Source organism: Limnohabitans lacus (genome assembly GCF_030053395.1).
Lineage (GTDB): Bacteria > Pseudomonadota > Gammaproteobacteria > Burkholderiales > Burkholderiaceae_C > Limnohabitans_A > Limnohabitans_A lacus.
On sequence record NZ_JASGBH010000006.1, the window covers coordinates 112,785 to 135,517 of the forward strand.

The window sequence follows — 22,733 nt, forward strand, 5'->3', positions numbered from 1 at the left end:
CTACGGGTGGGGACCCACCGACAAACCTTTGAAGCGCGCGAGATGAAATCCATCCATGCCGTCTGGAAGATGCTGCGCGGCCTGTGGCATGTGGTCGTGGGCATGTGGTGGATTCACGCGCACTTTCCAAGGCTCAGTGCCGAGCAGCGCGAGATGCGCGTGCAGGTGTGGTCGCTGCAGTTTTTGGCGCTGTGGGACATCCACCTGAAAGTGTTGGGGCAGCCGGTCCTCAACGGCCCAGCCTTGATCGTGGCCAACCACATTTCCTGGCTGGACATCTCGGTGATTCACGCGGCCAGGCACTGCCGCTTTGTGGCCAAGTCGGACATCCGCCAATGGCCCCTGATTGGCACCTTGGCCACCGGCTCAGGGAGTTTGTACATCGAGCGCACCAACCGCAAAGACGCCTTGCGCATGGTCAAGGACATGGCCGATGCGATGAAAGACGGCGATGTGGTGGCGGTTTTTCCGGAGGGCACGACCAGTGATGGGCGTGACATCTTGCCTTTTCACGCCAACCTGCTCCAGTCGGCCATCTTGGCCCAAGCGCCGGTGCAGCCCATGTCGCTCAAGTTCATCGACGCGGCCACGGGTGAGACCAGTTTTGCGCCCTGCTACATCGGTGACGACACCTTGATCGGCTCCATCTGGCGCACGCTCACCTCATCGCGCATCATCGCCGTGGTCCATTTTGGTGAGCCTCAATCCGCCAAGGGCCGCGACCGACGGGCCTGGGCTCATGATCTGCGACAGGACATCATCCGCTTGCGCGACTTGGATGCGTAGACATTGAACACCGTGGTTCTTCTATTGAGGCGCGAGCGCTTGGCGCAACCGGCGGGCGTGGTCTTCCAGCACTTCTCGCGCTGGCTCTTTGCGGGGCCAGGTCAGGGTAATGCCGTCGCCTGAGTGGCGGGGCACCACGTGCATGTGGAAATGGAACACGGTTTGCTCACCCTCTTGGCCGTTGGCCTGCAGCAGCGTCAGACCCGGTGGGTCAAAGGTGATGGCTATGGCTCCTGCGACGTGGTGGGCGGTTCGCATCACGGCGGCGGCTTCTTCGGCACTCAGGTCCAACAGCGTGGCGGCATGTCGTTTGCTGGCCACCAGCACGTGGCCTGGGTTGACCTGGCCCAAATCCATGAAAGCCAGGGTCTGTTCGTCTTCAAAGACGATGGCCGCTGGGATCGCTCGGCTGATCAGGCGACAAAAGATGCATTGACCAGGTGGCGAAGTGTCAACAAAAAAGGGCATGCATGCCTCCGGTGTAACCAAAGAAAAAAGCCACTTTGTGATGTGTCACAAAGTGGCTTTTTGCAATGGATGGTGGGACCAGCGGGGGTCGAACCCACGACAAACGGATTAAAAGTCCGCTGCTCTACCAACTGAGCTATGGTCCCACACGAAACCGTCGATTATAGAGTGCCAAAGTGACCTTTTCCCCTCTGGCGCTGCAAATTTTCAAAGACCCATCACCGTGGATGGCGGTGTTGGGTGCGCCATGGCACGGAGGGCGATGGAGCTTGTGTGTAGCCTTCGCGCATCAAACCGGTGGGGTGAAAGCGGCGCGGCGTTCTGCTGCGCGATCAAGCTGGCGCGTGATGTTTCCGCAGACCAAATCGCACAGCGCAAAGACGGCCGGATCGGCAATTTTGTAATAGGCGCTGGTGCCGCGGCTTTCGCGCTCGACCAGGCCTTGCTGCGTCATCAAGGCCAGGTGGCGCGACACATTGGCGGCCGTGAAGCCACACATCTGGGCCAGCTCTCCGACATTGCGCTCGCCTGTGCGCAGGATGTTCAGGATTTGCAAACGCGTGGGTTCAGCCAAAACCTGAAAGTAAGCCGCGATTTCCGTCAAGGCGCCTTCGGGCAGCTGCTTCATGGGGATGCCCTCTGTCGGATCGGGTGTCGGGGTGTTTTTCATCGCAGGTCCTGTCGGTTGGCTTTTTTCATTGTATCATTAGATAATCAATCAATCAGTTAAATAAGCAAAAAGCAAATTACAAAAGGAAAAGACGATGATGCGAACCACCTTGCTTTCTTTGTCGGTCATGGCCGCTTTTGTGCCGCAGGGCTTGTTGTGGGCGGCCGACGCGCCACCCCTGAAGGTGATCACCGTGCAGAGCACAGGCCAAACGCACAACGAAAGCACGGTGGACGCGGTGGTGGAAGCCGTGAGGCAAACCAGCTTGTCCACCCAGGTGGCCGGTGCGGTCGTGGCGCTGCACGTGAAGGCAGGTGACAGGGTTAGAGCAGGACAAGAGCTGCTGCGCATCGATGCCCGGGCCGCTCACCAAAACGTGATCGGTGCGGGTGCGCAGGTTGAGGCCGCCCAAGCCAATTTGGCGGTGGCAAGCAAAGAGCTCGAGCGCCAAAAACAACTGCTTCAAAAGCAATACATCAGCCAAGCTGCTTTTGACCGTGCCCAAGCGCAGTGGGATGCCGCAAAGGCCCAGCTCAAGGCATTGCAAGCCCAAAACAGTGCTGCCCAAACCCAGTCAGGCTTTTTTGTGGTGAATGCGCCCTATGCGGGTGTGGTGAGTGATGTGCCCGTCACTTTGGGCGACATGGCGATGCCAGGCCGGCCCTTGGTGACGGTGTACGACCCCACGGCCATGCGCGTGACCGCTGCCGTGCCACAAGGCCTGTTGGCCGGTGTCCAAGCGCAGCCCAAAGGCGTGCGTTATGAATTTCCTGGTGTGACGGGTTACAGCACGCCGCAGCTGGCTTCACAAATTCAGGTTTTGCCGTCCGTGGATCCGGTCACGCACACAGGGCAGATTCGCTTGAGCTTGCCCACTGGCATGGTTGGTGTGGCGCCGGGTGTGTTTGCGCGGGTGTGGTTGCCCGGTGCGGCAGCTGGCCAAGGCAGTGCTGAGCGAGTTTATTTGCCCACCAGTGCCATCGTGCGCCGTGCCGAGATGACCGGCGTGTACGTGTTGGACGCGCAGGGCAAACCCAGCTTGCGTCAGCTGCGCTTGGGTCAAACGTCTGGTGATCGCGTGGAGGTCTTGAGTGGTCTGCGTCCCAAGGACAAGGTGGCTGCTGAGCCGCAGTTGGCTGGCGCTGTGCGTTGAGCGGAGGTCCACATGACTGAACCCACAAACTTGAGCATTTCCGGCCGCATCGCGGCCATGTTTCAGAGCGCGCAGATCACGCCTTTGCTGGCGCTGGTGGCTTTGCTGCTGGGCATCTTCGCGGTGCTGGTGACGCCGCGTGAAGAAGAGCCCCAGATCAATGTGACCATGGCCAATGTGCTGGTGCCTTTCCCCGGTGCGGCCGTGCGCGATGTCGAGCAAATGGTGGCCATCCCGGCTGAGCAGGTGCTTTCAAAAATAGCGGGGGTGGAACACGTCATGTCGGTATCGCGCCCTGGCGTGGCCATCCTGACGGTGCAGTTCAAGGTGGGCGTGCCTCGCACCGAAGCCTTGGTGCGTTTGCACGACACCATCCGCGACAACGCGGACTGGTTGCCCAAGGGGCTGGGCGTGATGGAGCCTTTGGTCAAACCCAAGGGCGTGGACGATGTGCCGATCGTGACCTTGACCCTTTTCAGCAAAAGCCCTGATGCCAGTGCCTACAACCTGGAGCGCGTGGCGCACAGCATGGAAGCGGACATCAAGCGCGTCAAAGGCACGCAAGATGTCCAGACCCTGGGTGGGCCTGATCGTGCGGTGCTGGTGCAGATCGAGCCCGAGCGCATGACCGGATACGGCATCACGGTGCAAGACTTGCGCATGGCTTTGCAGTCGGCCAATATGGGTTTGCCTGTGGGCGAGTTGATCAGAGGCAACCAGAGCATCAGCATCGAGGCGGGCCCCCATTTGGCGCAAGCCAGCGATGTGGCCGATCTGGTGGTGGGTGTGCAAAGCGGCCGCCCGGTGTTTTTGAAAGACGTGGCCAAGGTGCAAGAAGGTCCATTGCCCGCCACGCGCTATGTGATGCATGGTCTGGGGCAGCAAGCCGGTGGCGGTGAATACCCTGCCGTGACGCTGACCATCACCAAAAAGCCGGGTGAAAACGCCATCGACGTCGCCAACGCCGTGATGGACCGTGTGGCTGCGCTGCGCGGCACGGTGATCCCCGATGAGGTGGAAGTGGCCGAAACCCGCAACTACGGCAGCACGGCCAATGACAAAGCCCAAAAGCTGATCCAAAAGCTCCTGTTTGCCACCGCAGCGGTGGTGGCGCTGGTGTTCATCGCCTTGGGTAAGCGCGAAGCGGCCATCGTCGGCACGGCCGTGATCTTGACGCTCACCGTCACGCTGTTCGCCTCCTGGGCTTGGGGCTTCACGCTCAACCGCGTGTCGCTGTTTGCACTGATCTTCTCGATCGGCATTTTGGTGGACGATGCGATCGTGGTGGTGGAGAACATCCACCGCCATCAACAATTGTTCCCAGGCAAGACGCTGGTGGAGATCATTCCTGGGGCGGTCGATGAAGTGGGTGGCCCCACGATTTTGGCCACGCTGACGGTGATCGCTGCGCTCTTGCCCATGGCCTTTGTGAGCGGCTTGATGGGCCCCTACATGAGCCCGATCCCGATCAATGCCAGCATGGGCATGCTGCTGTCGCTGGCGATTGCCTTTGTGGTCACGCCCTGGTTGGCGCGCATCTGGATGAAGCCCGCCCATTCAGGCGATGTTCATGCTGCGCCCACCGGCTTGGCCGCCAAGCTGGGTCCTTTGTTCGAGCGCGTGTTCGAGCCCTTGCTGCACAAGGAGCAGGGTGCACGCAACCGCAAACTCTTGGGCTTGGGCATTGCCGGTTTGATCGCTTTGTCTTTGGTCTTGCCGGCCACGGGCCTGGTGCTGCTCAAGATGCTGCCGTTTGACAACAAGTCGGAGTTTCAAGTGGTGGTGGACATGCCCGCAGGCACGCCGGTGGAAGAGACCGCCGCCGTGATGCGCGAGTTGGGCGCCCACCTGGCGCAGCAGCCCGAAGTGACCGATTACCAGTCCTATGCCGGCACATCGTCGCCGATCAACTTCAATGGGCTGGTGCGTCAGTACTACCTGCGCTCGGGCGGCGAGGTGGGCGATATGCAGGTCAAGCTGGTGGACAAGCACCACCGCTCGGACAAGAGCCACGTCATTGCCACCCGCTTGCGCCCCGACTTGCAGGCCATCGGTCAGCGCTTCGGTGCCAATGTCAAAGTGGTCGAAATGCCGCCTGGCCCGCCCGTGATGGCGCCCATCGTGGCCGAGATTTACGGGCCAGATGCCGAAGGTCGCCGCAGCGTGGCCAAAGCGGTTCGGGCTGTCTTTGAGAAGACCGACAACGTGGTGGACGTGGACGACAGCAGCATTGCCCCCGCTCCTCGCAAGCTGCTGCTGGTGGACCGCCGCAAAGCCGCAGCGCTTGGCATTCCCCAGCAGGCCATCGTGACGACCTTGCGCGCGGGGCTGGCCGGTGAAGCCACCACCTATCTGCACGACGGCAGCAAGTACCCCACTGCGGCCTTGATCCAACTGCCCGCGGAAAGGCATGGCGATTTGTCGGCTTTGCTGCAGCTGACGGTGCGCGGTGCCTCGGGCAAGTTGGTGCCGATCCGCGAGTTGGTGAGCATCAGCGACAGCGAACGTGAGCAGCCGGTGATCCACAAGGATTTGTTGCCGGTGAACTTCGTGACTGCCGACATGGCCGGCAAGCTCGACAGCCCTTTGTACGGCATGTTCCAGATGCGCAGTGCGATTCAGAAAATCCAGACGCCCGATGCGCAAGGCCTGAACGAATATTTCATCAGCCAGCCCTCGGATGCCTGGCGCGGCTACGCCCTCAAGTGGGATGGCGAGTGGCAGATCACCTACGAAACCTTCCGCGACATGGGCGCTGCCTACGCGGTGGGCTTGGTGTTGATCTATTTGTTGGTGGTGGCGCAGTTTGGCTCCTACCTCACGCCGCTGATCATCATGGCGCCGATCCCCTTGACCATCATTGGCGTGATGCCAGGCCATGCCTTGTTGAATGCCCAATACACCGCCACCAGCATGATCGGCATGATCGCGCTGGCCGGCATCATCGTGCGCAATTCGATCTTGCTGGTGGACTTCATCAACCTGCAAGTCCAACAAGGCATGGCTTTCAAACGGGCCATTGTCGAGTCGGCCATCACCCGTGCACAGCCCATCATGCTCACGGGCGGTGCGGCCATGCTGGGCGCCTTCTTCATCTTGGATGACCCGATCTTCAATGGCCTGGCCATCTCGCTGATCTTTGGCATCTTTGTGTCCACCATCCTCACGCTGGTGGTGATTCCCACGCTGTACTACATGGCTTACCGCCGTCAGTACGAAACCCTTTGATTTTTTAACCTCTCGGAGATCTTCATCATGAAAACATGGCAAATCGTTCGCCTCGTCGCTGGCACTTTCATCCTTTTGTCCTTGGCGCTGGGCATCGAGGGCAGCCCGATTTTTGTGAGCCCTTGGTGGCTGGCCTTCACCGCCTTTGTGGGCGCCAACCTGCTGCAAAGTGCATTGACCCAGTGGTGCCTGATGGAAACCATCTTGCGCAAAATGGGCGTGCAGTCCGGTTGCTGATCTGTCCTCACTAAAGGAGTGAAACCATGATCCCACGCACCCTGCTGGCGAGTGCTGTTTTGGCCTTGTGTGCCTCGACAGCTTTGGCCACCGACCTCATTCAGGTTTGGGAGGCGGCCCAAAAGCATGACCCTCAAGGCGCCATCAGCCAAGCCAGTCGTGCGGCGGGATCGGCCAAGCACGATCAGGCCAATGCCCTGTGGCGACCTGCGCTGGCTTTGTCAACGAGTGCGGGTTGGGCCAGTGCGCAAAGTCAGATGAATGGTGCGCAGTTTGTGATGCCCGGCGCAACGCCCATCCGTGGCTCGGGTTTTGCAACTTCCGTCAACGGGGGGGCAGCAACCCGCTGGGCGCTGAGTGCCAAGCAAGCGCTTTACAACCGAGAGCGCGAGGCCCAAAGTGCGCAGTTGGATTTGGCCGCTCAGGCCAGTGAACACGAATGGCAGTTGGCCCAGCAAGACTGGATGCTGCAGACCACGCAACGTTACTTTGACGTGGTGCTGGCAGAGCAGCGTCTGGCGCTGATTGAGCAGCAGCAATTGGCCGTCAACAAGGCGCTGACCGAAGCCAAAGACCGCTTTGCCATCGGAGACGCCCCCGTCACCGACACCCATGAAGCCACAGCTCGTGCACAAGCGCTCAGTGCACAGGCCATTGCCGCACGCAACGAGCGGGACATGGCCCGCCAGGTGTTGACCGACGTGACCGGTTTTCCGCTTGCGGCCATGACCCTGAAAGCGCCCAAGCGTTCTGATGTGCTGGGCGAATCCGATGCCCTTTCGGTCTGGCTGCAAAAAGCCGAACAGGGCAACCCCATGATGGCGCTGCAGCAAGTTCAGGACAAAGTGGCGCAGCAAGAGGTGCGCAAGCATGCTGCCTTGGCTGCGCCTACGCTGGACTTGGTGGCGCAAGCCTCACGCGATCGCATCAGCGGTACGGGCGATTTTGGCGCAGCCAGCAACACGCAAAACCAGCAGATGGTGGGCGTGATGTTGAATGTGCCGCTGTACACCGGGGGCTGGCGCAGTGCCAAGCTGCAAGAAGCCACGCACTTGCAAACCAAAGCGCAGGCCGAGTTGGAGCGTACCCGCTTGCAGGTCAGCCAGATGACCCGTGCGGCTTGGCTTGCCGTGCAAAGTGGACAAGCACGCATTGCTGCACTTGAGGCGGCCGACAAGGCCAGCCAGGCCCGACTCGACGCCACCCAGTTGGGCCGTCAGGTGGGCGATCGCACCACGCTGGATTTGCTCAATGCACAAAACGACGCCAGTGCCGGACAACTGACATTGCTGCAAGCGCGCATTGATCTCTTGATGGGGCAGTTGCGTTTGCATGCCTTGGCGGGCCAACTGGACGCGCAAAAACTTCAAGCCGTGAACGCAGCACTTCAGCGTTGAACGGATCCCGATCACTTTCCATCCACCTTCACATGACCACTTCATCTTCGACCCCATTGATCATCGATGTTCGTTCGCCGGGCGAATTCGCGACCGGCCACGTGCGGGGTTCGGTTAACGTTCCTTTGGACCGTTTGGCCGACGACATTGCCAAGGCGGTGCCCGACAAATCGGCGCCAGTGATTTTGTGCTGTGCCTCGGGCGGCCGCTCGGGCATGGCCTGCAGCTTCATGCAGCAAATGGGCTACCAACAAGTCACCAACGGCGGCTCTGCAGGCGCCGTGTCCATGCAATGCGGCTTGCCGATTGACCGTTTGTGATTCAACCCTGAAAGAAATCCCATGAGCACGTTTGATCACCCCACCTTGATCCAGAACATCAACCACTCATTGGCTGGCTTGCGTAAAGCTCAACCGGAAGCGATGCAAGGATTTGGCCAGCTGGCCAAATCGGCCATGGCCGAAGGTGCTGTGAGTGAAAAGCACAAAGAGTTGATCGCATTGGCCATTGGCATCACCCAGCATTGCTCAGGGTGCATCGGCTTTCACGTCAAGGCTTTACGCCGCCTAGCTTGCACACGCCAGGAGTTGGAAGAAATGCTCACCGTTTGCGTATACATGGGCGGCGGCCCGGCCTTGATGTACACGGCCGAAGCGCTGGCCGCATGGGATGCATTCGCGCCTGCTCAGGCGTGAAAGTGCAAAGCCCCTGACGTCTCGCACGTCAAGGGGCATCAGTCACTCGTATGCAAGCGTGCGTGGATGCGCTGCACCGTTTTCCAGACAATCCAAAGCACCACGGGCGTCAACATGCCCGTCATGATTTCAGGCTGGATGGGCAGTCCCGTGGCCTTGAGTGCTTTGCCGATATAGAGGATCAGGCTGACCACGTAATAGGAAATGGCGGCGATGGACAAGCCTTCCACCGTGGATTGCAGTTGCAACTGAAGTGCTTGTCCACGTGTGAGTTTTTCCAGAAGCTGTTGGTTGTGCACTTCAGCGGCAATGTCCACACGGGTGCGAAGCAGTGCGCTGGTACGCGTGATGCGTTCCGACAACGCAGCCATTCTGTGAGAAGTGGCCACAACTGTGGCCATGGCGGGGGCCAAACGCCTTTGCATGAATTCACTCACAGTCTGCGTGCCTGAAATGGGCCGCTCTCGCAACTCGCTTATTCGCTCCTGAACAATCGCGTTGTAGGCGCGAGTCGCCGAGAACCGGTAGCCATGTTCCGCTGTGGCCCGTTCCACGTGGGCCGCCAAGGCCACCAGATCGTCCAGCAGTGTTTGATCGCTTTCCTGCTTGGACTCCAGTCGGGCGGTGATGTCAGCCAAACGGTTTTCGGCTTGTCCCAGCGCAGAAGCGAGGTGTTTGGCAATCGGCAGGCCGCGCAGGGCCATGAGCCGGTAGGTTTCCAGTTCCAACACCCGCTGCGAAATTCGACCTGCTCGGCCTTCGGGTGTATCGGCTGGCGCCAACACCAGCATGCGTTCGAAACCATCGGCGCCAATGCGTAAATTCGTCAACAGCATTGAATGAGAAGGACGTTCGGCGCTGTTGCCCATGCGTGAGCCAATGATGGTGCCTTCGCCCAGCCATTGCTGGGCCTTGTCAAGGACGGATGCCTCCACCATGTCTTCGGTCAACATGGCCAACTGGATGGCGGCCACGGTCTTGCCAGGAATCGCTCGCAACCAGGGTGTGCCGGTTGCCACATGTTGTGCCATGTCCGGCAGATGGCTCCCCCATGTCGCGTGCGCTGGCATGGCCTGAATGATCGTGTACCGCGTGAATTCTGTGTGGCGCTCCCATTTGAGGGTGAAACCCTCGCAGCGAAGGCGTAAAAAGTTGCCACGGATCTGAGCGTCTGACAGGTTTTCTTGTCCTGGCAAGGCGCGTAAGTGCTGACATTCCGTTTCTCTGCGGATGCCCTCGTTCAATACAGCGACATACACGATCAGTGCAGGCAATCGAACCCGCGCAGAGGGTCTGGCGTGCACTTCGTTGTGCAATTCACGTCGCAAAGCATCGTCAGTGGGCAGATGGTGTGCATTCATGTGGAATGAGCCTGTGACAAACGACTGCGGCCCCGATGAAAGGGGCCGCAGGGGTTGGAGATTTAGGTGTTCGAGTCTTGACTCAGAACTCGTCTTTCACCATGGTCAAGCCCAAGGCGTCCCAGTCGAGCATGCCGCCTCGGTAGTAATAAATTTTGTCGGCGGGAAAGCCGTCGCGTGTCATCGCACGGATGGCCATGGGGCTTTGAGGGCAAACGGGGCCGTTGCAAAATGCAAAAACCTTTTTGGCAGCCGTGCAGTTCCACTGCGTACCTGTTTTTTGGCAGCCCAATTCGTTCAGCCGTGCAGCCACTTCCGTGTAGGGGATGCCCACAGAGCCAGGAATCGTGCCTTTGACGCGGTCATTGCTGTCGCGCATGTCCACGACCAGAGCGTTGCGGTCGCTCAAAGCTTCCAGAATTTCAATTTCGCCCACGGGATGAACGCCAGGGACAGGAACCAATGGTTGCAAGGTGCCGCCGTTTTTGGCTGCTGCAGTCATGACGCGCGTGATCTCCACGGGCCCCTTGGCTGTTTTGACGACCACCGTTTTTTGGTTGTCAAAAATGTTCAGAGCCGTTCCGACAGGGATGACCGCGGCTTGGCCAAAAGCCACGCCAGCAAAACCGAGTCCCAAGAGCCAAGCTGAAATGCGTTTCATGTTCATGTTTCAATAAATTTGAGAGTGTCCATATGGTTGTTTTGTGCACGGCAATCTGTCTTGAGATAAATCAACACCAATCCTGGGGTAAACCCTTGATCTTGACGTGTTCGGGTTCAGGTTCTGCAACCCGTCAGGTGAATGGACGGATTGGTTTTAAGCCACAATCGAGCCTTGTTAGTGAAATCCGACGGGAAGCTCCATGGTCAAAACGACCCCCCAATCTGCGCTTGACCAACCCATTGCCGTTTCAGACGCGCAAATTGAAAAAGCTGCAGAAGTTTTTCGTGTGATGTCGGCGCCCATGCGCCTTCGAATCATCAGTTGTCTGTGCAGTGGCGAAAAAAATGTGGGGGAGCTGTTGAGTGAAATCGATACCACCCAACCAAACATGTCTCAACACTTGAACACCCTTTATTTGGCGGGTGTCTTAGACAAGCGCAGAGAAGGTGTCCAAATTTATTACCGCATCGTCAACGACAACATCGTCAACATTTGCCGTGCCGTATGCAAACAGACCGACATTGAAAGTTGATCGTCAGTTTCGAGTCGGGTTATTACGGGCCTCGGTTTCGATTGGGAACGGCTAATATCAGTTCATCAGGAGACACGAATGAAACGATTGATTTTCTTGGCAGCCGCTTTGTTGGCATGCACATTGACATGGGCAGACATCAAGGTGGTTTATCACTTGAGTGAGGGCATTCCTCAGGCGTCCAGAGCCATTGGCAATATACGGAATCACCTCAATGCCGATCCAAAGGCCAAAATCGTGGTGGTGACTCATGGCTTGGGCATCGACTTTTTGCTGGATGGTGCGACCAACCAGATGGATCAACCTTTTGCAGGCAGTGTCAGCGAATTGGTGGGCAAAGGCGTGGAGTTTCGGGTATGTAACAACACCTTGACGGCCCGCAAAATTTCAGCTGACAAAGTCTTGATGGAGGCCAAGGTTGTGCCTTCAGGTGTTGCCGAAGTCGCCAAATTGCAAGCCAAAGAAGGCTTTGTGTATTTACGTCCTTGATGCCGTTTCGTCGCGCGTCGGCATTCATTTTCCTCAGGAGAACTCATGAAAATCCAATACGTTTTGACCGCCACTGCGCTGATGGTGATGTCGGGCTTGGCGCAAGCCCAGGTTGACCCAGCGCATGTGCGCAGTTGGGCGGCCTCTTGTGCCGCGTGTCATGGCACCGACGGTCGTGCCCAACCCGGTATGGAGTCCTTGGCGGGCGCCAACAAAGACGACATGGTCAAGAAAATGCTGGATTTCAAGGCCGGACGCAAACCCGCGACACTCATGCACCAACTTGCCAAGGGTTATTCCGACGAGCAAATTGTTGCCATCGCCGGCTACTTTGCCGCTCAAAAGAAATAAGGAATTACAGCCATGCAACGACGTCATTTTTTGCAGACCGGTTCCGCGATGGGAGCCTTGGGCTTGGTTTCCGGCTGTGCCACCATGGGCGGCGGCAGTGGCCCCCAAGTGGCGGTCATCGGTGGTGGTTATTCGGGTGCAACGGCCGCCAAATACCTGCGCTTGTGGTCCGAGCACAAAATCCAGGTCACGCTGGTCGAACCGAACGACGCTTTCATTTCTTGCCCCATCTCCAACTTGGTCATTGGGGGCAGTAAAACCATCAACGACATCACCACCCCCTATGACAACCTGACCAAGCGTCATGGTGTCAAAGTGATGAAAGATCGCGTGAACTCGATCGATGCCGACAAGCGCATCGTCAAGTTGGCAGGTGGTACCGAGTTGACTTATGACCGCTTGATTGTGTCCCCTGGGGTGGATTTCATGTGGGAAAACCTGCCCGGCATGGCGAAAGCGGGTGCCAAGGATAAAGTCATGCATGCATGGAAAGCGGGTGAGCAAACCCTGACCTTGCGCAAACAACTGGAAGCCATGCCCGATGGCGGCGTGTTTGCCATGTCCATTCCGTTGGCCCCATACCGTTGCCCGCCCGGTCCTTACGAGCGTGCTTGTCAGGTGGCTGAGTATTTCACCAAGGCCAAGCCCAAGAGCAAGGTGCTGATCTTGGATGCCAACGACGATGTGACCTCCAAAGGGCCTTTGTTCAAAAAGGCTTGGGCTGAGCGCTACAAAGGGATCGTGGAGTACCGTGGCAAGCACCGTGTGACGGATGTGGATGCTGCCACCCAGACCCTCAAGTTCGAGTTCAATGACGACATCAAGGCCAATGTGCTGAATGTCATCCCCGACATGCGCGCGGGGGATATTGCTGTCAATGCAGGTTTGGCAACGGCCAACAAGCGTTGGTGCGAAGTCGACTTCCTGACTTTTGAGTCCAAAGCCGCCAAAAATGTGCACGTGCTGGGTGATTCGATCCAGATTGCACCGGGCATGCCCAAGTCAGGTCACATGGCCAACCAACACGGCAAGACTTGTGCTGCTGCCGTGGTGGCATTGTTGATGGGCAAAGAGGTCAACCCTCAGCCCATCTACAACAACACTTGCTACAGTTTTGTCAGCTCGGAGGACGTGGTCCACGTGGCCAGCGTGCACCGCTACGATGCGGATAAGAAGACCATGCTCACTGTGCCAGGTTCGGGTGGCGTGTCCAGCGCGGCCAATGAACTGGAAGGCCGTTACGCCCTCGCTTGGGCACGCAACATCTGGGCTGATACGCTGGCTTGATTGGTCACTGAGCAAACGCCGCAGTCGTCAGGCCGCGGCGTTTTTTTACGACGATTCTTCTTGTAATCCTTGTGGATCGAGATCCTTCATGAAAAAACATTTCCACTCCATCCGCCTGCTGACTCAGGCGCTTGTGTTCTTCGGCGCTGCGGTGCTGGGCAGTTCGGTCCAGGCCCAAGCGGATGAAGCCCGTGCCAAAAAAATCGTGGGCGGTTCCTGCTTTGTATGTCACGGTGCCGAAGGCGAATCTTCCAGCGAAGTGTTTCCCCGCCTGGCGGGACAGCATTGGGAGTACACGGCCAAGCAGCTTGAAAATTTCAAAAATGGCAAGCGCAAGAGCACGGCCATGGCCGACATGGTGGCCAAGTTGACCCCGGATGAGATGGTGGCGCTGGGCAAATTTTTTGAAAAGCAAAATCCAGCTGTGGAGCCACCTAAAGATGCGGAGTTGGCCGCGGTGGGGAAGTTCATTTATCACAAAGGCAATAAATACAGCGGTCTGGCCGCTTGCGCCAGCTGCCACGGAGCAGAGGCTAAGGGCACGGCAGCGTTGCCTCGATTGGCTGGGCAGTATGCGGGTTACACCGAAACCCAGCTCAAGCAGTTTAATCAGCGTGAGCGCACCAATGACAACGCTGTGATGCATGCGATTGCCAGCAAAATGACACCCTTGGAAATGGCGGCTGTTGCCGAGTACTTGAGCGGCAAATGATTTTTTTTGCGTTCAGGGGGCGGTCAAACCTGATACCGGCATCGCCTGAGAAGGTTTGACAATCGCTGTTGGCCCACCATCCAACCAGCGATCGGTCAACCCTGCGCCTGCCCACATTCCCATCAGGCTCACCCATGCAGTGAGCGCGAAGATGGCGCCACCGGTGACGCCAGCGCCTACAGCGCACCCACCTGCGAGCATCGATCCGAAGCCCATCAAGATGGCTCCGCCAATGTAGCGGCGCATGCTGTAGCCATCGGTGAAGCCTTCCAGCTTCCAATCCTTGCCCAGCAAGGCGCCCATCAGAGATCCCAGAAAAACCCCCGGCATCAACCCGAACTCGAAGCCGATCGGGGGCCAAGGCCACTGCACCACGCGCATGAGCCATTCAGCAGAAGGACCGCTAAAAGTCAGGCCTTGAATTTGCACGGGGTCAAAAGATTCACGGGCCACCCATTGGCTAAAGCCCCAGGCAGCCGCCACCATCAACCCGGTGCCGATGCCGCCCACCCACATCCAAAAACTGCGCTGGGGAGAGCGCCAAGAAAAATACAAAGCAGCGATCAACCACACGCCGCCCATGGCCAAACCTGCGCCGTGCCCCAGACCTGTAATGGCCAACAGGTCACGCGCTGCGCCGCCTGGAACGGTCCACCAAGCGCTGATGGCCAAACGCACAGGGGACAAAACGCCGGAGAGTGCTGATTGGGCCGTGACGGCAAAGATCAGGCCAGACAACAGTGCGCGCAAATTGCCATTGGCCGACAGCACCAACAAGCGGCTGGCACAGCCACGTGTCATGACCATGCCCACGCCAAACATCAAACCGCCGATGAGGGCGCCCGACAGGCTGCCCGTGGCCGCAATTTGACGCGCGTTGTGGGTGTCCAGCCAGCCCATCAAGACCATGAGCTGTACGGCGATGACGGCGGAGGAAAAGGCCAGTAACCACACCGAAAGTTTGTCGCCAAATCGGCGGTGCCAAAACTCGATCACGGCTGCACGAAGGCAAAAACGCGAGCGCTGCGCAAAAAACCCAAACAAGCCGCCGATCAGCGCACCGCCGGTGGCCAGGACCGTGGGGTTTCCGTAGGCTTCCAACCATTGGGCCATGGGCATGGCAAACTCCAGTTACATCATTATTGAATGATGTATATCTTAAGGTGTGCCAGCCATGGGGCCTTGATCAAGGTCAGTGTCAGGTCTTAGATGGCCCACCCCATGCTTTTGCTCAGACGCCATGCCAGACCAGCGCCTGCCCAAATGCTGATGAGCGTCGTCCATGCTGTCAGTGCAAAGATGGATCCGCCCGTCATGCCAGCGCCCACGGTGCAACCACCGGCCAAGACGGCACCAAAGCCCATCAAGATGGCCCCCGTCAGGTAGTGGCCCAATTTGTTCTCGGTTTTGAAGCCTTCCAGTTTGAACTCGCGGCCGACCAAGGCGCCGATCAAGGAGCCCAAGAAAGTGCCGGGCAAGACCCCGGTGTCAAAGCCCCAGCTGGCGGCATTGGCTGTGGACAGCACACGCATCAGCCATTCGGCTGAGGGACTGCTGAAGCTCAGGCTTTGCACGGCCACGGGTTCAAACGAGGCAGATGCGATGGCCTGGGTCAAGCCCCAGCCCATCGCGATGGTGCTTCCCGCCAAGGCGGCACCCAGACCCAATGCCCAGCGGCCTGCGTGATGGCGCAAAAAGAACGCCAGGCCGATCACCAAGCCCAAGGCAGACAGGACCAAGCCGCCAGTAGGACCCAAGCCGGTGACCTGCAGCAAATCACGCGAGGGTCCGCCATCGACAGGCCACAGTTGCGTCAATTGCAATTTCAAAGGTGCCAGCCAGCCGCCCACGGTGGCTTGCACCGTCACGGCAAAAACCAAGCCAGACAGCAGCGCCCGCAAATTGCCGTTGGCCGACAACACCAGCAATCGGCTGGCACAGCCACGCGTCAAGATCATGCCCGCACCAAAGCACAAACCGCCCAGCACTGCGCCTGAAATGCTGCCCGGTTGCGCCATGAAGCGAGAGACCGAAGGCTTGAGCCAGCCCATGCTGACCAGCAGCTGCACACTGAACAAGCAAGCGCCAAAAGCCAACAACCAGACACTCAAACGCTCGCCAGCCTGACCTTCGCAGCATTCCAGCACGGCCGCACGCGCACAAAAACGTGTACGTTGGGCCGCAAAACCAAACACCAAGCCAATGAGTACGCCCCCAGCTGCCAAGACATTGGCATCACCCCAAGTTTCCAACAGGCTTGCAAGATTCACAGTGATCTCCAATAATTCGATAATTACTTATATTTGCTGTTGCCTAAATTTCGCGGCAAACAATGCTATTTTCCTGGTTTTTCGATCGACCTTCATGAACAAGACCACTTTGAATGCAGTGTTTCAACGACGCCATTTCTTGGGGCTGCTCACTTTGTTGGCGTTCAATGAAGTTGCAGCACAAACTGCCTTGCCCGCGAGCTTGCCTTCGCCGTCCTCTTTGCAAGTTGAATTGAGCAGGGCATTGCAGCAAAAGCAACCCTTGATTGTCATGGTGAGTCTGGAGGGGTGTCCGTTTTGCCGTGTTGCCCGCAGCAGCCATTTGGTGCCCATGCAAAAGGCAGGAGCGACCATCGTCCAGCTGGACATGCGCAGTCCTCTGCCCGTGTTGGATTTCCAGGGGCGTGCCACCACGCATGATCAATTGATCAAACAATGGCGCATCTCCATTGCACCGACCTTGCTTTTCTTTGGACCGGGAGGCAAAGAAGTCGCTGAGCGGATGGAGGGCGGCTATCTGCCAGATTTTTACGGTCCCTATCTGGATGAACGCATCCTCAAAGGACGCCAGGCTCTTTGACGTTGTGAGCCACTTGGCATGGCTTTTGAGATGCCGCAAGAGATTCCTTGATTGACCCATCACCCATGATTCCCATTCGCATTGAATCTGCCTGGAAAGGCATCTCAGACTGTCGCAGTTGTGGCATCCGTGACATGGTGCTGTTTGCCGATCTCAACGAGCAAGACTTCAGTGAGATGCACTCACCTATCGACGATATGGTGTTTCAATCGGATTCGGTTCTGTACACCGAGGGGCAAACGGCGCAAGGGCTGTACACACTGAGAAAAGGCACCGTCAAATTGGTGCGATCGACAGTTGATGGTCGAGAACGAATTGTCAGGGTGCTGCGCCCAGGGGATGTCATCGGACTCGAGTCATTGGGTACAGGGCGCTATGACTGTGAGGCTGTGGCCATGGTCGACATCAGTGTTTGCAGGATTCCCTTGTCGGTGATCACTCAACTTTCAGGCACTTCGCCTCGCTTGCATTTGAGGTTGATGCAAAAGTGGCAGCAAGCTTTGAAGGATGCAGACGACTGGCTGGCTGAATTGAACTTTGGGACTGCGCGTCAGCGCGTGGCCGGTCTGGCCTTAAAGATGCGTGATCCTGATCGGCCACAGTTCACTTCATTTTTTGCGCGTGACGATATGGGGGCCATGCTGGATTTGAAGCTGGAAACCGTGAGCCGTGAAATTTCGGGTTTGGTGCGCGACGGCGCTTTGAAAGCCTGTGATAAACAAGGTCGGCGTTATGAAATCCTCGATGAAAAAATTCTGACAGCTTGAAGCGATCATTGGGCTTAGCGTTTTCGGGCGGTCAAGCCCAATAAGCCCGACATGCCTTTGTGGGCTGTGCCTTCATCGATCTGAGCTTCATAGGTTTGTAAATCGATGATGTCGTAATTCGGGAAAGCTTCTTTCATCATGTGCTCATCGTACATATGGTCGAGTTTTCCGGGGCCACCAGTGTTGAACTTCAACTGTGCAGCCGTATAGCCCTGAATGATCAGCGTCCCGCCCGACTTCAGGCTGGTGTCCATCTTGGTAAAAAGCAACTGACGGTCGGCCGGACTGGCAAATTGGAAAAAAATTCCCACCACGTTGTCGTAATGTGCGTCTTGCCAGGCAAATGATTGCCAATCGCAGCAATGCCAATGAACCGATTGCTGGCGGCATTCGGCCAATCGTTTTGCCTTGCGGAGGGCATTTTCTGAGAAGTCAAAGGCGTCGACCTTGAGGCCCTGTTCCGCCAACCAGACGCCGTTGCGGCCTTCTCCGTCTGCGACGGCCAGCGCTGAGCCTGCATGCAGGTGCATGGCTTGGCTGCGCAAATAGGCATTGGGCGTTTCACCGAAAAGGTAGTGCTCCGAGGCAAATCGCTGGTCCCAAGTGTGTTGTGGGTTGTTGAATGCGGACATGGTTTTGTGCGCCCTGTGTTGAAGCGCAAACGCTGATGATAAAAAATGAGTATATTCGTGAAAACTTATGGATTGGATCGTGATCACCACAAACTTACGCCGCGCCTTCTGGAGTGTCTGCGTGTGCTGCGGCGCTTTTGCCAGCCAGACTCTTTGGGCCGCAGACCACAAAGCAGTGGCTGCGGATGAGATGTCGGCTTATCTGGAGTTTGTGGACTACGGTGGGGGCACGATCTTCCCCGAACAAATCCCCAAAGCTGAATACGCCAAGATGCTCATCATCGATACACGTGATGGTTCGCAGTACGTGAAAGACCACATTCCTGGCGCCATCCACATCGAGTGGCGACAAGTATTGGCAAAGTCAGATCAAATCCCGAAAGACAAACCTGTCTTGGTTTATTGCAACACTGGGAGTTTGTCGGCACAAGCCGGTTTTGCCTTGCGCGTAGCAGGTTGGGAAAATGTTCGCATCCTTCAGGGTGGGTATGCAGAATGGAAAGCCAAGGGTGGCATGGATGCAAACCTCAAAGCAACTTCAGCGCCACAACATTGAGAAAGACTTATGAAAACAGCACACGATTTGGTGACGCAAGCCAAGAACATGACGCAAGAAATTTCTTTGCATGAGGCCGAACAAGCGATGCTTGCTGCGGACGTTTTGTTGGATGTTCGTGAAGCAGATGAGTACGCTGCGGGCCACTTGCGCGGGGCTGTCTTGATGCCCCGTGGTTTGCTGGAGTTCAAACTCAGTGCGTCTCCTGCGCTGTCTGCACGCGACATCAAAGTGGTGGTGTATTGCAAGACGAGTGGGCGAGCAGCTTTGGCGGCGCAAACCATGCAGGCCATGGGGTATTTGAATGTGGCGTCCATTGCGGGCGGGTATGACGCGTGGGTGGCCGCAGGCAAGGCCGTTGTTCGGCCTGAACAACCGTCCTACGAATGAGCGACCAGGCATGATGGCGCTGTTTCAATTTGGCGCGTTCAATCCCGCTTGCCCTGTGGCCTGCGGTCAATGCGTGTGACGCCAGGGCTGGCGTTGGAGTTCTTTTTGGATTTCTCGGTTCTTGGCTGGGTGGCCGAAATCGGTGAAATCCCTGATCGTTCTCGATCAGCGTTTTGTTCGAAACAACTGAATTTGCGTTAAATTAGCGCTTGTTTATATTTAATCAAGGAGTTCTCATGAAACTGGTTTCTGCAATCGTCGCCGTGTCTGCACTGTTCGCCGCGCCTGCCTTTGCCAATCTGGATCTGGCTAAGAAAAACGCCTGCATGGCTTGCCATGCAGTGGACAAGAAGGTTGTGGGCCCTGCTTACCAAGAAGTGGCCAAAAAATACGCAGGTCAGAAAGATGCTGTGGCTGCTGTCGCTAAAAGCATCAAAGCCGGTGGTTCTGGCAAATGGGGTCCCATTCCTATGCCTGCACAAGCCGCATTGAGCGAAGCTGACGCCAACACCTTGGCTGCTTGGATTTTGGCGGGTGCCAAGTGATCGCACTGTCCAATTGCTTGCCAATTGGGTGTTGAAGTTGTGAAAGCACGATCGGTATTCGTGGCTTTTGTAATCCGCTCTTCGGGCAACTGAAGAGCGTTTTTTTTGAGGAAGACATCGCATGCTGACACCTGCTCGATGGATTTTGTATGTCTTGTTCGCAGGCATGTGCGCAGGGTTGCACGCACAGCCGTCTATTTTTCATGGCGCAGATTTGAAATTAGGTCAAAAACTGATCGATGAGAACAAGTGCGTTGAGTGCCACGCGTCCAAGGTCCCGGGCGATGGCAGTGCCATTTACAAACCCAAGGGGCGTATCAACACGGCAGGCCTGTTGCGTGGCATGGTCGAACAATGCAACACCGAGCTGAACATGGGCATGTTTCCCGAAGAGGTCAATGCGGTGGCCGCTGTTTTGAACAAGAACTACTACAAGTTTAAATAAATCTTTGCTTATATAGGGTATCTCCTATATCAGTTTCAACGAATGTCTCTGATGATTTGAATCAAACGCTGGGCCGGCGGTGGTGCGGGGTCAGCGTTCAAATGTTGCAAATCTGAAGGAGATAAAAATGCGCAAATCTTGGACCTGGGTGAAGTGGGGCGTGTTGGCCAGTTCTGTGTGGCTGACGGGTTGTGGAACCATCAGCACGATGGGCAAACTCGAGACCGGCGCGGCTGCAGAGGCTGGTCGCATGTGGGATCGCTGGGTAGATGGCAATGGTGACATCGCTGTGGCGACCACTTGGGAGCGCAAGGTCAAGGCCGGCGTCACGGCCAATGAAGTGGAGCAAGTGCTCAAACAAGTGGCCACCGAGCGCAACATGAAAGACGTGGGCACGCTGCCCTTGTCCAAGGAACTCGAGGCCCGTACTGGCCAAAAACAAAAACTGCTGACGGTCTACTCCTTCTGCACCCCCACCACAGCACGACGCATGGTGGATTTCAGCCCACACATGGCCGCTTACTTGCCTTGCCGCATCTCATTGGTTGAGAAAGAAGATGGCCTGTGGATGTACACACTCAACATGGACATGATGGTCAAGATGGGCCGTCAGCTGCCTTCACCCCTGAAGGAAGAGGCCCGCGCTGTTCGCGACACCATTTGGGAAATGATGGAGCGCGGCTCCAAGGGTGAGTTCTGATTTAAGCCAACACGAGGAGACAAACCATGAAAACAAAACACACATTGCGCGCCACCGTTGCTGCTTCTGCTTTGCTGCTGGCTTCTTGGTCAGCCCATGCCACCAATGGCATGTTGATGGAGGGTTATGGTCCGCAATCTCTGGCCATGGGCGGTGCAGCCACAGCATTTGACAATGGGACGGCGGCCATGATGAACAACCCTGCAACTTTGCAGTTGGGTGCCAATGGTTCGCGTCTCGATGTGGCATTGGGTGTGTTGGGTCCCAACGTCAAATCCAGCATGACGGGCATGCCGACCGCTTCATCCGGTGGCACTTCCTATGTGATGCCGGCCATGGGTTGGGTACGCAAAGACGACCGCATGACCTGGGGTGTGGGTATCTTTGGTCAAGGTGGCATGGGAACGGAGTACGGTGCTGATACTTTCTTGGCCATGCAAACCGGCAAGGATGTGCGCTCTGAGTTGGCTGTGGGACGTGTGATTTTCCCGGTGGCCTTGAAGGTCAATGAACATTTGAATCTCGGTGCTTCGCTCGACTACACATGGGCCAGCTTGGACATGAAAATGGCCGCCAGTGGTGCACAGTTGGATGGCATGGTCACGGGTGGTTCGAACCCTATTGCTATGGCTGCTCCAATGCTGGCTGGAGCTCCTTGGGCACGTATTGATTTCAGTAATTCCAATAAATTCACGGGTGCTGCCAAAGGCTCTGGTTGGACTGGTAAGTTAGGACTGGTCTTTCAAGCAAGCAAAGATCTGTCACTGGGCGTGAGTCATCATCTCAAGACCAACCTCAGTGACATGACGACAGCAGCGACCGGTGCGAGCATGAGTGCACCGGACATGGGGCAAGGGGCTTTTTCCGATACCGGAAAAATTTCGGTGATCAACTTTCAGATGCCGGCATCCACCACAGTGGGTCTGGCATGGCAAGCCAGCCCCAAGCTGATGGTGGCAGCAGATGTCAAACGCATCGGTTGGTCAAGCGTGATGAAGGGCTTTTCTATGCGCTACGACAGCGCGGCAATGGGCGGAAGTCTCAATTTCACCATGCCTCAAAACTGGAAAGACCAAACGGTTGTCGCTTTGGGTGGTGCCTACCAATTGGATGAAGCCTGGACTTTGCGTGCGGGCTACAACCATTCATCGAACCCCATTCCTGATGGGTATGTGCACCCCTTGTTCCCAGCCATTGTCAAAAATCATTACACCGCTGGTTTTGGCTACAAGGTCAGCAAGGCGGTCAGCGTGGATGCCGCGATTTCACATGCGCCAACCGTGACTGTCGTCAATACATCAGGGCAGATGCCTTTGACCATCAGCCACAGCCAGACCAACTACCAAATGATGCTGAGCTACCGCTACTGAGTTGGATGACCCGCTTGATCAGGGTTTGTCCTGATCAAGTGGGCATCGCTTTGTAATTTCTGGTTCAGATACTTCGTTTATCGTATATATTCGCACATCCGAATATACTAACTTAATGGCAAGCACCGCATGAGCGATGAAATCGATCAGGTTTTTGACAAGGCGGCTGCATTGTTTGCTGTTCTGTCGACACCGATCCGTTTACGCATCATCAGCGAGTTGTGCCAGGGTGAGAAGAATGTGGGTCAGTTGCTCGAGAACATTGATGTTGCGCAACCCAATATGTCCCAACATCTGAACATCATGTACAGATCGGGTGTGCTGGGTAAGCGTCGGCAAGGGGCCCAAATGTTTTATCGGATTGCAGACGAATCTGCGGCGATGGTTTGTCGTGCCGTGTGCACGCAAAAAGCCATTGCTGCAGCCGTGGATTGACAACTCAAAACGA

General features: G+C 56.8%; 28 protein-coding genes and 1 tRNA gene. 21 read left to right on the forward strand and 8 right to left on the reverse strand.

Features of this window, described 5'->3' with window-relative positions:
* The first annotated feature begins 42 nt into the window (after positions 1-42).
* Positions 43-786, forward strand: coding sequence for a lysophospholipid acyltransferase family protein (locus tag QLQ16_RS09500; protein ID WP_283224453.1), 744 nt, complete (start codon positions 43-45; stop codon positions 784-786).
* Between the two features lie 21 nt (positions 787-807).
* On the opposite strand, the gene QLQ16_RS09505 is transcribed toward QLQ16_RS09500, so the two are convergent.
* The 3 genes from QLQ16_RS09505 to QLQ16_RS09515 all read right to left on the reverse strand — a co-directional run bounded on the left by QLQ16_RS09505 (position 808) and on the right by QLQ16_RS09515 (position 1,882).
* Positions 808-1,254: an HIT family protein gene (locus QLQ16_RS09505; RefSeq protein ID WP_283224454.1), complete on the reverse strand. Its 447-nt coding sequence runs from the start codon at positions 1,252-1,254 to the stop codon at positions 808-810.
* A 70-nt stretch (positions 1,255-1,324) separates the two neighbouring features.
* Positions 1,325-1,400, reverse strand: a tRNA-Lys gene (locus QLQ16_RS09510).
* Positions 1,401-1,543: 143 nt separating this feature from the next.
* The gene (locus tag QLQ16_RS09515; RefSeq protein ID WP_283224562.1) at positions 1,544-1,882 is read right to left on the reverse strand and encodes an ArsR/SmtB family transcription factor; all 339 of its coding nucleotides are present in this window, start codon (positions 1,880-1,882) and stop codon (positions 1,544-1,546) included.
* Positions 1,883-2,018: 136 nt separating this feature from the next.
* On the opposite strand from QLQ16_RS09515, the gene QLQ16_RS09520 reads away from it, so the two are divergent.
* Genes QLQ16_RS09520 through QLQ16_RS09545 form a run of 6 tightly spaced genes read left to right on the forward strand, consistent with a single transcriptional unit; the run spans position 2,019 to position 8,634 of the window.
* Entirely contained in the window at positions 2,019-3,077 is a 1,059-nt protein-coding gene (locus QLQ16_RS09520; RefSeq protein WP_348534198.1) for an efflux RND transporter periplasmic adaptor subunit, read from the forward strand.
* Between the two features lie 12 nt (positions 3,078-3,089).
* Positions 3,090-6,305: an efflux RND transporter permease subunit gene (locus QLQ16_RS09525; protein WP_283224455.1), complete on the forward strand. Its 3,216-nt coding sequence runs from the start codon at positions 3,090-3,092 to the stop codon at positions 6,303-6,305.
* A 27-nt stretch (positions 6,306-6,332) separates the two neighbouring features.
* Positions 6,333-6,542 carry a YgaP family membrane protein gene (locus tag QLQ16_RS09530; RefSeq protein ID WP_283224456.1) on the forward strand — a complete coding sequence of 70 codons (210 nt, stop codon included), beginning with the start codon at positions 6,333-6,335 and terminating at the stop codon, positions 6,540-6,542.
* Positions 6,543-6,568: 26 nt separating this feature from the next.
* Positions 6,569-7,939, forward strand: coding sequence for a TolC family outer membrane protein (locus tag QLQ16_RS09535; protein ID WP_283224457.1), 1,371 nt, complete (start codon positions 6,569-6,571; stop codon positions 7,937-7,939).
* Positions 7,940-7,971: 32 nt separating this feature from the next.
* Complete coding sequence (locus QLQ16_RS09540) at positions 7,972-8,259, forward strand: rhodanese-like domain-containing protein (protein ID WP_283224458.1); 288 nt, start codon at positions 7,972-7,974, stop codon at positions 8,257-8,259.
* 21 nt (positions 8,260-8,280) lie between these two features.
* Complete coding sequence (locus QLQ16_RS09545) at positions 8,281-8,634, forward strand: carboxymuconolactone decarboxylase family protein (protein WP_283224459.1); 354 nt, start codon at positions 8,281-8,283, stop codon at positions 8,632-8,634.
* Positions 8,635-8,672: 38 nt separating this feature from the next.
* Here QLQ16_RS09545 and QLQ16_RS09550 read toward each other — a convergent pair whose 3' ends face one another.
* Together QLQ16_RS09550 and QLQ16_RS09555 are read right to left on the reverse strand one after the other, a co-directional pair.
* Entirely contained in the window at positions 8,673-9,995 is a 1,323-nt protein-coding gene (locus QLQ16_RS09550; RefSeq protein WP_283224460.1) for a DUF3422 family protein, read from the reverse strand.
* An 82-nt stretch (positions 9,996-10,077) separates the two neighbouring features.
* A complete protein-coding gene (locus tag QLQ16_RS09555; RefSeq protein WP_283224461.1) occupies positions 10,078-10,656 on the reverse strand; it encodes a rhodanese-like domain-containing protein in 579 nt (192 codons plus the stop codon).
* Between the two features lie 202 nt (positions 10,657-10,858).
* Between QLQ16_RS09555 and QLQ16_RS09560 the strand changes: the two genes are divergently transcribed.
* The 5 genes from QLQ16_RS09560 (at position 10,859) to QLQ16_RS09580 (ending at position 14,030) form a co-directional block, all read left to right on the forward strand.
* Entirely contained in the window at positions 10,859-11,191 is a 333-nt protein-coding gene (locus QLQ16_RS09560) for an ArsR/SmtB family transcription factor (RefSeq protein WP_283224462.1), read from the forward strand.
* A gap of 78 nt (positions 11,192-11,269) precedes the next feature.
* Positions 11,270-11,680, forward strand: coding sequence for a DsrE family protein (locus tag QLQ16_RS09565; RefSeq protein ID WP_283224463.1), 411 nt, complete (start codon positions 11,270-11,272; stop codon positions 11,678-11,680).
* A 45-nt stretch (positions 11,681-11,725) separates the two neighbouring features.
* The gene (locus QLQ16_RS09570; protein WP_283224464.1) at positions 11,726-12,031 is read left to right on the forward strand and encodes a c-type cytochrome; all 306 of its coding nucleotides are present in this window, start codon (positions 11,726-11,728) and stop codon (positions 12,029-12,031) included.
* A 12-nt stretch (positions 12,032-12,043) separates the two neighbouring features.
* Positions 12,044-13,318, forward strand: a complete 1,275-nt coding sequence (locus QLQ16_RS09575) for an NAD(P)/FAD-dependent oxidoreductase (protein WP_283224465.1) — start codon at positions 12,044-12,046, stop codon at positions 13,316-13,318.
* Complete coding sequence (locus QLQ16_RS09580; protein WP_283224466.1) at positions 13,254-14,030, forward strand: c-type cytochrome; 777 nt, start codon at positions 13,254-13,256, stop codon at positions 14,028-14,030. The genes QLQ16_RS09575 and QLQ16_RS09580 overlap by 65 nt, the downstream gene beginning before the upstream one ends.
* A 12-nt stretch (positions 14,031-14,042) precedes the next feature.
* Here QLQ16_RS09580 and QLQ16_RS09585 read toward each other — a convergent pair whose 3' ends face one another.
* Both QLQ16_RS09585 and QLQ16_RS09590 read right to left on the reverse strand, forming a co-directional pair.
* Positions 14,043-15,149: a YeeE/YedE family protein gene (locus QLQ16_RS09585; protein WP_283224467.1), complete on the reverse strand. Its 1,107-nt coding sequence runs from the start codon at positions 15,147-15,149 to the stop codon at positions 14,043-14,045.
* Positions 15,150-15,235: 86 nt separating this feature from the next.
* Positions 15,236-16,300 carry a YeeE/YedE family protein gene (locus QLQ16_RS09590; protein WP_283224468.1) on the reverse strand — a complete coding sequence of 355 codons (1,065 nt, stop codon included), beginning with the start codon at positions 16,298-16,300 and terminating at the stop codon, positions 15,236-15,238.
* 94 nt (positions 16,301-16,394) lie between these two features.
* Between QLQ16_RS09590 and QLQ16_RS09595 the strand changes: the two genes are divergently transcribed.
* Positions 16,395-16,880 carry a thioredoxin fold domain-containing protein gene (locus QLQ16_RS09595; protein WP_283224469.1) on the forward strand — a complete coding sequence of 162 codons (486 nt, stop codon included), beginning with the start codon at positions 16,395-16,397 and terminating at the stop codon, positions 16,878-16,880.
* Positions 16,881-16,945: 65 nt separating this feature from the next.
* On the forward strand, positions 16,946-17,647 hold the full coding sequence (locus QLQ16_RS09600; protein WP_283224470.1) for a Crp/Fnr family transcriptional regulator: 702 nt from the start codon (positions 16,946-16,948) through the stop codon (positions 17,645-17,647).
* Between the two features lie 14 nt (positions 17,648-17,661).
* Here the strand turns inward: QLQ16_RS09600 and QLQ16_RS09605 are convergent, their stop codons facing one another.
* Positions 17,662-18,279 (reverse strand): class I SAM-dependent methyltransferase, encoded by a 618-nt coding sequence (locus QLQ16_RS09605; protein ID WP_283224471.1) that lies wholly within the window; start codon positions 18,277-18,279, stop codon positions 17,662-17,664.
* Between the two features lie 79 nt (positions 18,280-18,358).
* Here QLQ16_RS09605 and QLQ16_RS09610 point away from each other — a divergent pair, with 79 nt between their 5' ends.
* The 7 genes from QLQ16_RS09610 to QLQ16_RS09640 all read left to right on the forward strand — a co-directional run bounded on the left by QLQ16_RS09610 (position 18,359) and on the right by QLQ16_RS09640 (position 22,720).
* The gene (locus QLQ16_RS09610; protein ID WP_283224472.1) at positions 18,359-18,835 is read left to right on the forward strand and encodes a rhodanese-like domain-containing protein; all 477 of its coding nucleotides are present in this window, start codon (positions 18,359-18,361) and stop codon (positions 18,833-18,835) included.
* 9 nt (positions 18,836-18,844) lie between these two features.
* Entirely contained in the window at positions 18,845-19,225 is a 381-nt protein-coding gene (locus tag QLQ16_RS09615; protein WP_283224473.1) for a rhodanese-like domain-containing protein, read from the forward strand.
* A gap of 236 nt (positions 19,226-19,461) precedes the next feature.
* The gene (locus QLQ16_RS09620; RefSeq protein WP_283224474.1) at positions 19,462-19,770 is read left to right on the forward strand and encodes a c-type cytochrome; all 309 of its coding nucleotides are present in this window, start codon (positions 19,462-19,464) and stop codon (positions 19,768-19,770) included.
* A gap of 121 nt (positions 19,771-19,891) precedes the next feature.
* The gene (locus tag QLQ16_RS09625; RefSeq protein WP_283224475.1) at positions 19,892-20,215 is read left to right on the forward strand and encodes a hypothetical protein; all 324 of its coding nucleotides are present in this window, start codon (positions 19,892-19,894) and stop codon (positions 20,213-20,215) included.
* Positions 20,216-20,342: 127 nt separating this feature from the next.
* The gene (locus QLQ16_RS09630) at positions 20,343-20,915 is read left to right on the forward strand and encodes a DUF302 domain-containing protein (RefSeq protein WP_108325852.1); all 573 of its coding nucleotides are present in this window, start codon (positions 20,343-20,345) and stop codon (positions 20,913-20,915) included.
* 26 nt (positions 20,916-20,941) lie between these two features.
* A complete protein-coding gene (locus QLQ16_RS09635; protein ID WP_283224476.1) occupies positions 20,942-22,285 on the forward strand; it encodes an OmpP1/FadL family transporter in 1,344 nt (447 codons plus the stop codon).
* Between the two features lie 129 nt (positions 22,286-22,414).
* Entirely contained in the window at positions 22,415-22,720 is a 306-nt protein-coding gene (locus tag QLQ16_RS09640) for an ArsR/SmtB family transcription factor (protein ID WP_283224477.1), read from the forward strand.
* Positions 22,721-22,733: the final 13 nt, after the last annotated feature.